Raw genomic sequence first — 12,469 nt, 5'->3', positions numbered from 1 at the left:
CGTCCTCAAACGCCGGACGGGCTGAACTTGCCGACCGGCGCCTGCCCGGCCCCGCCCAGCTGACGGGCAACCGTCACCTTGCGCGCAGCCCGCGGGCGGCCGAGCAATGCCGCCCCAGCCCGCGTGCATTTCGCGCCGCCACGAAGCCTGCGGGCAGTCGCGCCTCCGAAGCCTGCGTGCGCGCCGGGCCGCGCACCCCACCCCCGACCGCAACCCCCAGCACAGGGTCACCCGACGTACAGCCGAATCCCCCCACCGGCCACACCCTCGACCCGCACACGAGTCAGATCCCGCACCACCACGTCCGGCTCATACAGATCCGCCCGAGCCCCCACCCCCACAACCCGCATCCCCGCAGCCCGCCCGGCTTCGATCCCCGCAGCGGAATCCTCAAAAACAACGCACTCCCCCGGCTCGACCCCCAATTCAGCCGCCCCCTTCAAAAACCCCTCGGGATCCGGCTTGCTCGCCCCCACCGACTCAGCAGTCACCCGCACCTCGGGAAGCGCAAGCCCCGCTGCCCCCATCCGCGCCGTGGCGAGAGCAAGGTCGGCCGACGTCACCAGAGCATGCGGCAGCCCCCGCAGCGAGGCGAGGAACTCCGGCGCGCCGGGAATCGCCACGACACCGTCCACGTCCGCGGTCTCCTCCGCGAGCATCCGCGCGTTGTCGGCGAGGTTCTGCTCCACCGGCCGGTCCGGCAGCAGCAGCGCCATGGAGGCGTGGCCCTGGCGTCCGTGCACCACCTTCATGACCTCGTCGGCGTCCAGCCCGTGCCGCTCGGACCAGCGACGCCAGATGCGCTCGACGACGGCGTCAGAGTTCACGAGGGTGCCGTCCATGTCCAGCAGGAGGGCGCGGGCGGTGAGGACGGTGGGCACGGTGGTGACCGTCATCGGCAGCTCCAGGGTGCGAGGAAGAAAACAAGGCGGCCCCGCCCGCCGGTCAGGGAAAACGGGCGGGAGCCACTTTGTTTTTCTACGGTACAAAACACGTCCGGCATCCGCCAGTACCCCCGGAGACAGTTCACCCGGCGTTCAGCTCACCCGGTCCGGTTCACCCGGTTCCGGTTCACCCGGCGACGGCCTCCCACAGGCTCCACACGCCGAGCGCCAGCATCAGCAGCGCCGCGACCTTGGTGATGAGAGCCAGCGGCACCCGCCTCATCAGGGCCTTTCCGCCGACGATGCCGAGCCCGGCCACCGCCCACAGCGCCAGTACCGCTCCGAGGCCGACGGAGAGCGGGTCGTCGTAACGGGCCGCGAGGTTCGCCGTCATGATCTGGGTCAGGTCCCCGAACTCGGCGACCAGGATGAGCATGAACCCGGTGCCCGCGACCTTCCAGAAGGACTGGTCCTCGGGCTTGCGGATCTCCTCCTCGTCCTCGCCCTTCCTCATCAGCAGGACCGCCGCGCCGCCCAGGAAGAGGACGCCGGTCAGCGCGTGGACGATCTGCTGGGGCAGCAGGGTGAGCACGCTTCCGGCCGCCACGGCCAGCGCGACATGCAGCGCGAAGGCCGCGGCCACGCCGGCGAAGACGTACGAGGCGCGGTAGCGGGTGCCGAGCACCAGCCCGGCGAGCGCGGTCTTGTCCGGCAGTTCGGCAAGGAAGACGACGCCGAACACCAGCGCCGTGACGGTGAAGCTGATCAAGGTTCCTCAATCGGTCGGGGCCGCCCCGCCGAGAGTGCTGTGACTGCGATACGACACCTCGGCACGGCAGCACACAGCGGAAGAGACAGTTGTGCACTGCTTTGCCGAAGGTCTCGCTGGCCGGCCCCGTCACCGAGGCCTGCCTCCGGGCGCCGGCTCAGACGAGCTGAGCAGTATGTCGACGGTCCGGCGAAGAGCTACTCCCCTTCTGCACCACCCATCGTACGCGACCGCCGCGCGGAGGAAAGTTCGACCATCAACCTTGTCATGTCATGTACGTGACATTACCTTCTTACCGAACGCTCACCTCTCGGCAACATGGCGCCGCGAGCATTCTCCTGCTCGCGCCCCAATGCCCCCACACCCCAAGGGAGTTCGCATGCCGAAGTTCTACGCGCGTCGACGGCTCAGCATACTCGCGGCTCTTACCGGACTCATAGCCTCCGCCGGACTCCTCAACAGTCCGGCCGCCTCCGCCGCGCTCCCCACCCCGGTCAGCGCCGCCACCGCCCGCACCTACCTCGCCTCTCTCACCGTGGCGACCGAGAACCGCACCGGCTACGACCGAGATCTCTTCCCGACCTGGATCACGATCTCCGGCACCTGCAACACCCGCGAGTACGTCATCAAGCGCGACGGCAGCAACGTCGTCACCAACTCCGCCTGCACCGCCACCAGCGGTTCCTGGTACTCGCAGTACGACGGGGTCACCACCACCGACCCCAGCACCTTCGACATCGACCACCTGGTCCCGCTCGCCGAGGCCTGGGACTCCGGCGCCAGTGGGTGGACCACCGCCCGGCGCCAGGCGTTCGCCAACGACGTGACCCGCCCGCAGCTGATCGCCGTCTCCGCGGGCTCCAACCGCTCCAAGAGCGACCAGGACCCGGCCGAGTGGGTGCCCACCCGCTCCGCGTACGTCTGCACCTACGTGCGCGCCTGGGTCCAGGTGAAGTACTACTACGACCTCTCCGTCGACTCCGCCGAGAAGTCGGCGCTGACCAGCTACCTCTCCGGCTGCTGATACGGCGGATGTTGCGGCGGATTCTGTAAAGGAACCTCCCCGCCGGCCACCGTCGTTCCGTACCGTACGGGGCGACGGAGGAGGGCGAGCCCAAGGCGCGGCCGAGGCGCCCCGGAGGCGAGCCCGACCATGGAAAGGGCGGGCATGACGTGGCCGAACTGCGCCTGGGTCCACTGCTGAGGTATGCCGACGGCTCGTCCGCGACCGTCTGGGTCGAGGCGAGCCGTCCGTGCACCGCCGAGGTGCGCTGCGCGGGCGGCGCCCGCGGCGAGGCCCGCACCTTCCAGGTGGCAGGCCATCACTACGCCCTCGTGCCGGTCACCGGACTCACACCGGGCACGACGACGCCGTACGACGTCCTCCTCGACGGCACGCCCGTGTGGCCGCTACCCGCCGCGGACGGCGCCCCGCGGAGGTTCCCGCCCTCCGTCATCCGCACCTCGCACCATGACGACGGTGTCCGCGTCGCCTTCGGCTCCTGCCGCTGGGCCGCCCCTTCCCCGGATGAGCACGACCCCGTCGGACCCGACGCCCTGGACACCCTCGCCGCGCGCATCGCGGCCGACCCGGACGGCGAACGGCCGGACGTGCTGCTGCTGTTGGGCGACCAGGTGTACGCCGACGAGACCTCCGAAGCGACCCGCCGCTGGCTGGCCGCCCGCCGCGACCTGAGCGACCCGCCGGGCAACGAGGTCGCGGACTACGAGGAGTACACCCGCCTCTACTACGAGTCCTGGCTCGACCCCGAGGTGCGCTGGCTGCTGTCCACCGTGCCCAGCTGCATGACCTTCGACGACCACGACGTCATCGACGACTGGAACACCTCCGCCGCCTGGCTGGAGGACATGCGGGCCACCCCCTGGTGGCGGGAGCGGCTGCTGAGCGGCCTGATGTCGTACTGGGTGCACCAGCATCTGGGGAATCTCTCGCCGGCCGAGCTGGCGGCCGACCCGCTGTATGCGGCCGTACGCGAACTGCCCGACGGCACGGACCAGTTGCGCGCCTTCGCCTGCAAGGCCGACGCCGACCCGAGCGCTGCGCGCTGGAGCTACCGGCGCGACTTCGGCCGCGTACGGGTGCTGATGGTGGACACCCGGGCGGCCCGCGTCCTGGACGAGGACGACCGGGCGATGCTCGCCCCCGGCGAGACCGAGTGGCTGCGCGAGCAGGCCCTGACCGAACGCGGGTCGTACGACCACCTCCTCATCGGGACCTCCCTGCCCTGGCTGCTGCCGCATCTGGTGCACGACGCCGAGGCGTGGAACGCGGCGCTGTGCCGGGGCGAGCGTGGGGCGCGCTGGGCACGGTTCGGGGAGGATCTGCGGCGGCGGGCGGATCTGGAGCACTGGGCGGCCTTTCCGGCCTCGTTCGCCGCGTTGACCGGGCTGATCGCGCAGGCCGGTTCGGGGGCGGAGGCGCCGGCGACGGTGCTCGTCCTGTCGGGCGACGTGCACCACGCGTATGTGGCCGAGCCGGTCTGGCCCTCCGCCGCCCCAAACGCCCGCGTGCTGCAGTTGACCTGCTCGCCCGTCCACAACTCCGTCCCGCTGTCGATCCGGATCGGCTTCCGCTTCGGCTGGAGCGCGGCGGCCCGCGCCCTCGGCAGGCGCTTCGCCCGGCACGGGCGGTGCGAGCGGCCGCCGGTCGGCTGGCGCAAGAAGGGCGGGCCCTGGTTCGGCAACCAGCTGATGACGCTGACGCTGAAGGGCCGTTCGGCGCGGCTGCGACTGGAGCAGGCACAGCCGAACCGGGTCCTGAAGACCGTGGCGGAATCCACCCTCACCCCCAAGTAGCGGGCGGCGCGGGTGGCGCGCTCCCCCGAGGCGCCGAGGTCGGCGGTGCGTGTGACAACCCTCATGGCGGCCGATGGCCGTATCGCTTGACAGGTCGTCAAAGTCCGTACCATGCAAGGCAGTTTGTGTTCGGCGTTGCCCACGGAGGGCGTGCACCGGGTGACGGCGGCAGGGACCCGACCAGGAGTGGATTCGGTCACACTTTCGGACGCGGACGCGGTGGCCGGGACGCCGCTACGTGCGGCTACGGGCGAAACGGAGCCGGAAACGGAACCGGAGCGATGGCCGAATGTTGAACTTGCAAGCATCAATTGGGCAGACCTACGGTGAATTACTCGCTCGGCTCGTCCCCCGACCGGCCCGCCCCGGACCGGCCCGACCGAAGGAGTACCCCCCACATGACCGCTCGTCTCAACAACGCGCAGCCGTACGCCCTCGGACTGTTCCGCATCGTCGTCGGTCTGCTCTTCGCCTGCCACGGCGCCGCCTCGCTCTTCGGCGTCCTCGGCGGTGTGGCCGGCACCAACGGCGGCACCGTCCAGACCGGTGCCTGGCCGTTCTGGTACGCGGCCGTCATCCAGCTGGTCGGCGGCACCCTCGTGCTGCTCGGGCTCGCCACCCGCGCAGCCGCCTTCATAGCCTCGGGCGCGATGGCGTACGCCTACTTCAAGGTGCACCAGCCGAACGCCCTGTGGCCGATGGAGAACGGCGGCGAGGCCGCCGCGATGTTCAGCTGGGCCCTTCTGCTGCTGGTCTTCACCGGCTCCGGCGCCTTCGGCCTGGACCGGCTGTTCGCCAAGCGCGCCACGGCGCAGGACAAGACCACGGCGGAGCACACGCCGGTCGCCGCCTGATCCTGGGCGCCGATCCCAGGGCCTTCCCTCGCCGGTGGGGGAAGGCCCTGTGCGTGCGAAGAAGACCTGTGCATCAGGGGCGGGCGCCGGCTGGTGAACGTCCTGTGCCGATCCCACGCGCCCCCCATGAAACTCCCGTCACAGCCTCGGCGTACGCTGTATGGCTGTCATGGCCGCCCTTGCCGCTCCCTCGCGACGTTCGCGGCACGGTTTCGGTCCACGGGGGAGTCAACGGGGAGTTCGCGGTGCTGGAGAGTGTGGAGCTGCTGACCGGCAGCCCATGGATCTACGCCATGGTGGCGCTGTCGGTCCTGCTCGACGTGTTCGTGCCGGTCCTGCCGAGCGGCGTACTGGTGATCACGGCCGCCACGGCGGCGGCCGCGGGCTCGGCGAGCGGCCAGGTACCGCACGCTGTCCCCGACATCCTGGGCCTGACGCTCTGCGCCGCCATCGCCTCCGTCCTCGGCGACCTGGTGGCATACCGGCTGGCCTGGCGCGGCGGCGAACGCCTGGACCGCGCCATCGCCCGCTCACGCCGGCTGACCACCGCGCAGGAACGTCTCGGCGCCGCCCTGGCCCGCGGCGGCGGCGCCCTGGTCATCCTCGCCCGCTTCGCCCCCGCCGGCCGCTCGGTCGTCTCCCTCGGCGCAGGCGCAGCCCACCGTCGCGCCCGCGACTTCCTCCCCTGGTCCGCCCTCGCAGGCCTGACCTGGGCGACCTACAGCGTGGCGCTCGGCTACTACGGCGGCCAGTGGCTGGGCACCACCTGGGTGGCCACGGCGGTCTCGGTACTGGCACTGTTCGGGGCAGGGGCAGGAGCGGCGTATGTCATGCGCCGCCCGGCGAAGGCGTCGTAGGGCCTGGGGGCCGGAAGGGCAGCCAATCCGCTCCGGGGCGGGCAGCGCCCCTCAGCGGCGCGGGGCTGTATCGCAGCTAGGCAGACGCCTTCTGCCCCCGCACCTCGAGCCCGGCCAACAACTCGGCCGTAGCAGCGGCAACCGCCTCGACGGCGCGGTCGAAAACCTCCCGGTTATGAGCGGCCGGCGCCCGAAAGCCGGACACCTTCCGCACGAACTGCAGGGCCGCGGCCCTGATCTCTTCCTCCGTCGCCTCTTCGGGCAACACGGGCGGGCGAAGTGTCTTGATGCTCCGGCACATGAGACCAGTCTCGCCCAACTCCGGGGCGCCTGCGATGATCCTTGGCGAGGCGGCCACCACTACGGGGCCGACCGACGGAAGGACAAAAGAATCATGGCGAACGACGCACTCACGGTGGCCGTCCTCGGCCCCGGCGGCATCGGCGGCCTGCTCGCCGGGCTGCTGTCCCGCGCCGGCCACCGCGTGATCTGCCTGGCAGGCGAGACCACCGCCACGACGCTGCGCACGGACGGGATCCGCGTCCGCAGCGGCCTGTTCGGCGACTTCACGGCCCGGACCAAGTCCTCGATGCAGCGCGACGCCGAGGCGGGCCGCCCGCTCGAACTGGACGCGATCGGCGGGGCGTTGCTGCGCGCCGCCGAGCGGCACGGGGTGAGTGTGCCGGTGACGGCGCGGGTGGTACGGGAGCTGGCGGACACCGGCCGCTGACGCCGGAGCAGCAAGGCCGGAGCGGGTCTCGTCACCCGGGCCGCCGTATGGACTCCAGGTCCACCCGCCAGTCGTTGGACCTGATCGGATGCCCCTTCGGGTACTCGATGTCGACGGGCCCGAGCAGGGTGAACCCGGCCCGTCGGCAGACGGAGTTCGACGGGCCGTTGTCCTCCTTCGGGAAGGCGTGCAGATACCGGTGCTCACCGGCATCCCGCGCGGCCTCGGCAACGGCCCGCGCCGCCCGTACGGCCAGCCCCCGCCCCTGGAACTCGGGCAGCACGCCCCAGCCCGCCTCCCACACCGTGCCGCCCCGCCACTCCCGGGGCCAGAACCCGACCGAGCCCACGCTCTCCCCGCTGCCCGCCAGCACGACCCGGTACATCTGCCCGGCACCCGGCTCCAGATACCGCCGGTGCCGGTCGGCGAGCTTCTCCTCGCTCTCGGGCCCGCCCAAGTGTTCCGTCATCTCTGGGCTGTTGGTCCGCCGCAGCAGCCAGAAGTCACCCTCGCCCCAGGGTTCCAGCCGCACCTTCTCCCCGCCCACCAAGTCCATGCCTCCAACCATAGGAGCCGGGTCTGACAACGCCCCGGCTCCACATGAACCCCGGGAAGGAACTCGCATCCCAAATTCGAACAGGCGTAGCATTGGGCTGTGGCAACGACCTACGACTTTCCGAGTGACCTCCTCGCCGGTCAGGAGGAGCTGCATCAGGTCCGTTCGGAGCTGTCGGCCCTGCTCAAGCGGCTGCCCTGGTCGGTCGAGCCCCTGGACGGCTTCAGCGACACGGGCGGCTGGCGCAAGGTGGAACGCCCCGCTTCCCCCGGCTGGACGGCCGACGAACAGGCCGAGGTGGAGAAGCTCCGCCGACGCGAACACGAACTCGCGGTGTTCGTCAGCACCCACCGCTTCTGGTCGGAGATCGAGACCGAACAGCGAGTGGACGCCCGCACCAAGCTGAAGCACGCCCACGAGGCATGAACGACATGACACAAGAAGACCCCGGCCGTGATCGGCCGGGGTCTTCTTTCTTCTTCCCGTGTGGGCGCGGACGGTTTCGAACCGCCGACATCCTGCTTGTAAGGCAGGCGCTCTACCCCTGAGCTACGCACCCGAGACGAGTCGACAGCCTACCTTGCCCGAGGCAGTGCCCTGCAAACCCGTATCGGGCCGCCGGCCCATACGGGGGCTAGCCCCACCCCGGATCCGGGAGCCGCCCGGATCCCCCCGCCGCCCCCCACTCCGTACGGTCGAAGCACTCAAGCATCCGTTCAGGGGGAGATCGTCATGGCCCGCGTCCGTAGCCGTTCTGTTGTCGTTCGTGCCGGTCTTGCTGCCGGGGTCGTTGGGGTGCTTGTGGGCGGTGTTGCCGCCTGTGGGGCTTCCGCGGGGGACGACAAGGAACCCGATCATCGGGCGTTCGCGTTGGTGGGGCGCACCCTCACCGTGGATTCCGACGACTCGGCGCTGGAGATCGTCGCCGCGGACAGGAATCCGGCGGGGAAGGTCGAGGTCACCCGGTGGTTCCAGGGGACCGTCGCTTTGGGGAAGGACCCGAAGGTGAGCTGGAAGATGGAGGGCGACAGGCTGACGCTGCGGATGAAGTGCTCCGGTGTGGTCGCCGACTGTTCGGCCAGGCATCGGATCGAGGTGCCGCGCGGGGTCACCGTGAAGGTGGAGGACGGGGACGGGAGCGTGCGGGCGCGGGGGTTCGAGGATGCGTTGAGTATTCGTACGGGGGACGGATCCGTGCATGTCACGGACTCCAGCGGGCCGCTGGAGGTGCGCACCGGGGACGGGTCCGTGCGGGCCGATGTCTCCTCGCGGCGGGTGCGTGCCGAGACGGGTGACGGTTCCGTGGACCTCGAACTCGTTGCGGTGCCGGACCTGGTGGACTCCCGCAGTCATGACGGTTCGGTCACCGTCGCGCTGCCGAAGGCCACGTACCGGGTGACGGCCGGGACGGGCGACGGCTCGGTGGATGTGTCCGTGCCGCGGTCCGAGTCCAGCTCGCATGTGGTGTCCGCGCACAGCGGTGACGGCAAAGTCACCCTGAAGACCGCGAACTAACCGGCCCGTGTGTTCGTCCTTAACCGGTGGGAGAATGAAATAGGCACCGGCCTGGACGGATGACAGCACGGGAGAGGGATGTGACGGCGACACCTTCGAAGCCGTACTCGCCGTCGGTGCCGGGTGCACACCGTCAGGCGATGAGGGATGTCTTCACCCTCCTCGCCCTGCCCCTGGTCGCCGCGCTCGCGCTGCCCGCCGCGTTCGCCGGCGGGGGCACGCGGCGCTGGTTCGGTGGGCGGGCCGAGAGTCAGCGGGCGGAGGCACAGGCCGCGAAGGACGCCGCGGCGGCCGCGTTCTACGAGCTGGACACCGCCCAGCGTGAGCTGCGGATCTCGATCGAGACGATCAGGGCCGTGGACGACACTCCTGCCGCCCGGCGGGCCGTGTCGGACTTCGAGGCGCTGGGGCGGCGGATCGACGAGGCCAGTCATCGTTATATCGAGGCCGTCGACGCGCATGATCTCGACCGGGACGATCTGGAGGCGTCGGTCGCGGCACACGCGCGTACCGAGCTGACCAGGGCCAAGGACGAGCTGGCGAACGTCAAGCGGGAGCTGGATCGTTTCGGTGACAGTCTCGGGCCGCTGCTCGGCAAGGCGGAGACGCAGCTGGCCCGGCTGGCTCCGGCGGTGGAGCGGGCGCGGCAGGGGCTGCTCGCCGCTTCGAACGCGTTGGATGCCGTACGGGAGACGAAGCTCAGGGCGGACGATCTCGCGGCCCGTCTCGCCGCTCTCGGCCCCGAGCTGACGAAGCTCAACCAGGGTGCCGGGCAGCACGGGGTGCCGCAGACGCTGGAGCGGGCCGAGCGGGTGGCGCGGGAGGCCGAGGCGATCCGGGTGGAGGCCGAGCGGCTGCCGCAGAAGGCGGCCGAGATCGACCACCGGCTGGTCTCGCTGCGTACGCGCGCGCAGGCGCTCACCACGCGTGCCGGGCAGGTCGATCCGGTGCTGAGCGAGTTGCGGCGGCGGTTCGTGGCGGATTGCTGGCAGGACCTGCAGCACGTGCCGGAGCAGGCCGCGGAGAACGTGCGCCAGGCGGAGCTGAAGCTGAAGGAGGCGCAGGCCGCGCGGGACGCCCAGCGCTGGCCGGATGCGACCTCGTTGCTGTCGACGGTGCGGGCGCTGCTGAACACGACGGACGAGTCCGTGTCGGCGGCGCGTGACCGGCTGCAGCGGCTGAACGCCGTGCAGAAGGACCCGCAGCAGGAGATCGACCGGACACGGTTCGCGATCCGGGACGCCCAGCGGCTGGCGATGACGGGCCGGTCGACGCCGGATCCGCGGCACGCGCGCCCGCTGGACGACTCGGTGGCCCGGCTGGAGCGCGCGATCGCCGGCCTGGAGGGCCGCCACCCGGACTACTGGCGCTTCCTCACGGAGACGGAGGCGGTGCGCGAGACGGTGGCCCGGGTCGTCTCACAGATCCGGGAGGAGCGCGGCGGCGCCCACTGAGCCGCCGTCCCCTCGACCAGGGCGGCGGAGAGGGACATGGCCGCAACGGCCGTACAACGGGTTCTGGCGGCACCGGACTTGCCGGGTCCCAAGGGGTTTTCTCCTTGCGGTGGGGGTGGTCACTTCACGACCGTCGACCAGGCGGGTGACTGCGCGGGGTCCAGGCCGCGCAGTCCTGCCAAGGTCTCCGGCTTCTGCGCGTCCAGCCAGTCGGCCAGTTCCTTGAAGGACACGCATGTGACGCCCTTCTTCGTGCAGACGTTCTTGATGATCTGGTCGACGGCCTTCATGTAGATGCCGCCGTTCCAGTCCTCGAAGTGGTTGCCGATGAACAGGGGGGCGCGGCTGCCGTAGTAGACGCGGTTGAAGCCCTTCATGTAGGAGGCGACGGTCTGCTTCTCCCACCGGGGGTAGTCGGCGGGGTTGCCGTGGGTCGCGCCGTCGGACTGGTTGTAGAGGAAGTTGGAGTCCGTCGAGAGGCCCTGGTAGTCGGTGCCCGAGTACGGGAGCAGTTGCAGGGGGAAGTCCCAGACGCCGTTCTTCTTGGTGGGCCAGATCTGGAAGTCGCCGGTGGAGGAGGCGTCGTAGCGCCAGCCGTAGCTCGTGATGGCCTTGAGCAGGTTCTGCCGGCCTTCCAGGCAGGGGGCGCGGCCGCCGGTGACCTCCTTCTTGAAGTCGAAGGGCAGGGCGGGGACGTCGGCGAAGCCGGTGTTGGTCTTCCATTTCTCGGCGAAGGCGTAGAACTGGTCGATCTCGCTCTTCCACTCGTCGACGCTCCAGTCGCCGCCGCCCTTCTCGCCGCAGAAGTGGCCGTTGAAGTGGGTGCCGATCTCGTTGCCGTCCTGGTAGGCGAGGCGCAGCTGTTGCAGGGTGGTGCGGATGTGGTCGTCGGTGGCGTAGTCGATGGCGGCGGCACCTGCCGGGTGCTGGGGCGGGCGGTAGAGCTTGGCCTTGTTCTTGGGCAGCAGGTGGATGCCGGTGAGGAAGAACGTCATGTGGGCGTCGTACTTCTTCGCCAGTTCCCGGTAGTGGGAGAAGAGATGGTCGCTGCCCTCCAGTGCGCCGTCCCAGGAGAAGACGACGAACTGGGGCGGTTTCTGGCCGGGCTTGAGGGGTTCGGCCTTCAACTCGCCGGGTTGCGGGCCGGTGTCGGAGGTGGAGCCGTCGCCGAGGATCTTGGTCTTTCCGTCCCAGGTGGGTGATGGGGTGGCTCTCGGGGCGGCGGCCTTGGGGTTCTTGTCGGTCTCGGCAGCGGGCTGGGTGTGGTCCTGGCGGGTCAGTATCAGGGAGGCGGCGACCAGCGAGGCGACCATCAGGAACGGTGCCAGGGTCGTGAATCCCAACCGGGGGGTCCGGCTGTCGGGGCCTTGGCGGCGTCGGCCGGTGGGCGGTTTCATGCCGGGCATGCGGCGTTCCTGGGGCATGCGGTGCTCATTCTGCGAGGGGGGTGGGGGGTGTGGTGCGGGTCCCGGCGGTCAGTCGAGGCCCATGGCGCCCGGCCAGACGTCGTACGGCACGCTGTCGGCGGGCGTTCCTGCGATTCGCTTGAGCGGCAACGGGTCCAGGGAGCGGGCCAGGTCCATGCGGGGGACGCCGACCGCGGTCGACACGGACGGGGCGGTGCCCGTGTACCCGGCGGCGGTGTCGTCGGCGGCGGTACCGGACTTGCCGGTCGCGGTCGCGGTGGAGACGGCGGGGGGTTGGGCAGCTCCACACCCAGCGCCATCCGGATGGCCAGTGGCTACGCCACCTTCGCCGCGGCCGGGAAGCAAGAGGGCGCGGCCACCTGGGGGCCCAGGCCGGACGGCAGCAGTGACGAGGCGTAAGGAGCGTGACGCCGCTCGGGGAAGCCGCTTCGGCGCCCCGCGTCGGCGGCGTGGGCGGCGGTGGTCAGCCGGCCGGCCACGTCGTTGTGCTGTCCCGGTCACGCCCGGAAACTACCAACGATCTTCGCGGGTCCTCCACATGAGAATCCAACAGGAACGATCACATACCGAACGGTAGATAACATGATGGACGCGTGACTTGGGTCA

The 12,469-nt window shown here is 70.5% G+C and carries 15 protein-coding genes and 1 tRNA gene; 8 read left to right on the top strand and 8 right to left on the bottom strand.

Features of this window, described 5'->3' with window-relative positions:
* Positions 1 to 227 precede the first annotated feature (227 nt).
* Complete coding sequence (locus tag ACWCRD_RS20845; protein ID WP_450967271.1) at positions 228 to 896, bottom strand: HAD family hydrolase; 669 nt, start codon at positions 894 to 896, stop codon at positions 228 to 230.
* Between the two features lie 175 nt (positions 897 to 1,071).
* Positions 1,072 to 1,653 carry a TMEM165/GDT1 family protein gene (locus ACWCRD_RS20840; protein WP_450967270.1) on the bottom strand — a complete coding sequence of 194 codons (582 nt, stop codon included), beginning with the start codon at positions 1,651 to 1,653 and terminating at the stop codon, positions 1,072 to 1,074.
* A 379-nt stretch (positions 1,654 to 2,032) separates the two neighbouring features.
* On the opposite strand from ACWCRD_RS20840, the gene ACWCRD_RS20835 reads away from it, so the two are divergent.
* The 4 genes from ACWCRD_RS20835 to ACWCRD_RS20820 all read left to right on the top strand — a co-directional run bounded on the left by ACWCRD_RS20835 (position 2,033) and on the right by ACWCRD_RS20820 (position 6,181).
* A complete protein-coding gene (locus ACWCRD_RS20835) occupies positions 2,033 to 2,677 on the top strand; it encodes an HNH endonuclease family protein (RefSeq protein ID WP_450967269.1) in 645 nt (214 codons plus the stop codon).
* A 149-nt stretch (positions 2,678 to 2,826) separates the two neighbouring features.
* Positions 2,827 to 4,470 carry an alkaline phosphatase D family protein gene (locus ACWCRD_RS20830; RefSeq protein ID WP_450967268.1) on the top strand — a complete coding sequence of 548 codons (1,644 nt, stop codon included), beginning with the start codon at positions 2,827 to 2,829 and terminating at the stop codon, positions 4,468 to 4,470.
* Between the two features lie 398 nt (positions 4,471 to 4,868).
* Complete coding sequence (locus ACWCRD_RS20825; protein ID WP_450967267.1) at positions 4,869 to 5,324, top strand: DoxX family protein; 456 nt, start codon at positions 4,869 to 4,871, stop codon at positions 5,322 to 5,324.
* A gap of 245 nt (positions 5,325 to 5,569) precedes the next feature.
* Positions 5,570 to 6,181, top strand: a complete 612-nt coding sequence (locus ACWCRD_RS20820; protein ID WP_344406547.1) for a DedA family protein — start codon at positions 5,570 to 5,572, stop codon at positions 6,179 to 6,181.
* A 76-nt stretch (positions 6,182 to 6,257) separates the two neighbouring features.
* On the opposite strand, the gene ACWCRD_RS20815 is transcribed toward ACWCRD_RS20820, so the two are convergent.
* Positions 6,258 to 6,482 (bottom strand): DUF2277 domain-containing protein, encoded by a 225-nt coding sequence (locus tag ACWCRD_RS20815; RefSeq protein ID WP_450967266.1) that lies wholly within the window; start codon positions 6,480 to 6,482, stop codon positions 6,258 to 6,260.
* A gap of 93 nt (positions 6,483 to 6,575) precedes the next feature.
* Here ACWCRD_RS20815 and ACWCRD_RS20810 point away from each other — a divergent pair, with 93 nt between their 5' ends.
* Positions 6,576 to 6,911, top strand: coding sequence for a ketopantoate reductase family protein (locus ACWCRD_RS20810; protein WP_450967265.1), 336 nt, complete (start codon positions 6,576 to 6,578; stop codon positions 6,909 to 6,911).
* A 31-nt stretch (positions 6,912 to 6,942) separates the two neighbouring features.
* Here the strand turns inward: ACWCRD_RS20810 and ACWCRD_RS20805 are convergent, their stop codons facing one another.
* Positions 6,943 to 7,467, bottom strand: coding sequence for a GNAT family N-acetyltransferase (locus ACWCRD_RS20805; RefSeq protein ID WP_450967264.1), 525 nt, complete (start codon positions 7,465 to 7,467; stop codon positions 6,943 to 6,945).
* A 99-nt stretch (positions 7,468 to 7,566) separates the two neighbouring features.
* On the opposite strand from ACWCRD_RS20805, the gene ACWCRD_RS20800 reads away from it, so the two are divergent.
* On the top strand, positions 7,567 to 7,893 hold the full coding sequence (locus ACWCRD_RS20800; protein ID WP_450967263.1) for a hypothetical protein: 327 nt from the start codon (positions 7,567 to 7,569) through the stop codon (positions 7,891 to 7,893).
* Between the two features lie 61 nt (positions 7,894 to 7,954).
* On the opposite strand, the gene ACWCRD_RS20795 is transcribed toward ACWCRD_RS20800, so the two are convergent.
* A tRNA-Val gene (locus ACWCRD_RS20795) sits at positions 7,955 to 8,026 on the bottom strand.
* 173 nt (positions 8,027 to 8,199) lie between these two features.
* Between ACWCRD_RS20795 and ACWCRD_RS20790 the strand changes: the two genes are divergently transcribed.
* Entirely contained in the window at positions 8,200 to 8,982 is a 783-nt protein-coding gene (locus ACWCRD_RS20790) for a DUF4097 family beta strand repeat-containing protein (protein WP_450967262.1), read from the top strand.
* An 80-nt stretch (positions 8,983 to 9,062) separates the two neighbouring features.
* Entirely contained in the window at positions 9,063 to 10,436 is a 1,374-nt protein-coding gene (locus ACWCRD_RS20785; protein WP_450967261.1) for a hypothetical protein, read from the top strand.
* A 119-nt stretch (positions 10,437 to 10,555) separates the two neighbouring features.
* On the opposite strand, the gene ACWCRD_RS20780 is transcribed toward ACWCRD_RS20785, so the two are convergent.
* The 3 genes from ACWCRD_RS20780 to ACWCRD_RS20770 all read right to left on the bottom strand — a co-directional run bounded on the left by ACWCRD_RS20780 (position 10,556) and on the right by ACWCRD_RS20770 (position 12,342).
* A complete protein-coding gene (locus ACWCRD_RS20780) occupies positions 10,556 to 11,833 on the bottom strand; it encodes a hypothetical protein (protein ID WP_450967373.1) in 1,278 nt (425 codons plus the stop codon).
* Positions 11,834 to 11,911: 78 nt separating this feature from the next.
* Entirely contained in the window at positions 11,912 to 12,046 is a 135-nt protein-coding gene (locus ACWCRD_RS20775; RefSeq protein ID WP_450967260.1) for a hypothetical protein, read from the bottom strand.
* Between the two features lie 131 nt (positions 12,047 to 12,177).
* A complete protein-coding gene (locus ACWCRD_RS20770) occupies positions 12,178 to 12,342 on the bottom strand; it encodes a hypothetical protein (protein WP_450967382.1) in 165 nt (54 codons plus the stop codon).
* Positions 12,343 to 12,469 lie beyond the last annotated feature (127 nt).

Source organism: Streptomyces sp. NPDC002092, assembly GCF_053593775.1.
Note: the sequence above shows the minus strand (reverse complement) of the source record. Positions and strands in the feature narration are given on the sequence as shown.